Genomic DNA, 1031 nt, shown 5'->3' on the forward strand with positions numbered 1-1031 from the left:
GGGCGAAGCTGAGAACTTAAGCGCCAGTAAACGGCGGTGGTAACTATAACCATCCTAAGGTAGCGAAATTCCTTGTCGGGTAAGTTCCGACCTGCACGAATGGCGTAACGACTTCTCGACTGTCTCAACCATAGGCCCGGTGAAATTGCATTACGAGTAAAGATGCTCGTTTCGCGCAGCAGGACGGAAAGACCCCGGGACCTTTACTATAGCTTGATATTGGTGTTCGGTTCGGCTTGTGTAGGATAGGTGGGAGACTTTGAAGCAGCAACGCCAGTTGTTGTGGAGTCGTCGTTGAAATACCACTCTGGTCGTGCTGGATGTCTAACCTGGGTCCGTGATCCGGATCAGGGACAGTGTCTGGTGGGTAGTTTAACTGGGGCGGTTGCCTCCTAAAGAGTAACGGAGGCGCCCAAAGGTTCCCTCAGCCTGGTTGGCAATCAGGTGTTGAGTGTAAGTGCACAAGGGAGCTTGACTGTGAGACTGACGGGTCGAGCAGGGACGAAAGTCGGGACTAGTGATCCGGCGGTGGCTTGTGGAAGCGCCGTCGCTCAACGGATAAAAGGTACCCCGGGGATAACAGGCTGATCTTCCCCAAGAGTCCATATCGACGGGATGGTTTGGCACCTCGATGTCGGCTCGTCGCATCCTGGGGCTGGAGTAGGTCCCAAGGGTTGGGCTGTTCGCCCATTAAAGCGGTACGCGAGCTGGGTTTAGAACGTCGTGAGACAGTTCGGTCCCTATCCGCTGTGCGCGTAGGAGTGTTGAGAAGGGCTGTCCCTAGTACGAGAGGACCGGGACGGACGAACCTCTGGTGTGCCAGTTGTCCTGCCAAGGGCATGGCTGGTTGGCTACGTTCGGGAGGGATAACCGCTGAAAGCATCTAAGCGGGAAGCCTGCTTCGAGATGAGCACTCCCACCTCCTTGAGAGGGTAAGGCTCCCAGTAGACGACTGGGTTGATAGGCCGGATATGGAAGCCCTGTAAGGGGTGGAGTTGACCGGTACTAATAGGCCGAGGGCTTGTCCTCAG

1 rRNA gene is annotated in these 1031 nt (G+C 55.9%); it reads left to right on the top strand.

What is annotated here, in order from left to right:
- A 23S ribosomal RNA gene (locus ACWDRR_RS44495) occupies window positions 1–1029 on the top strand; the annotation flags it as partial.
- Window positions 1030–1031 lie beyond the last annotated feature (2 nt).

The organism is Kitasatospora sp. NPDC003701 (assembly GCF_053587085.1).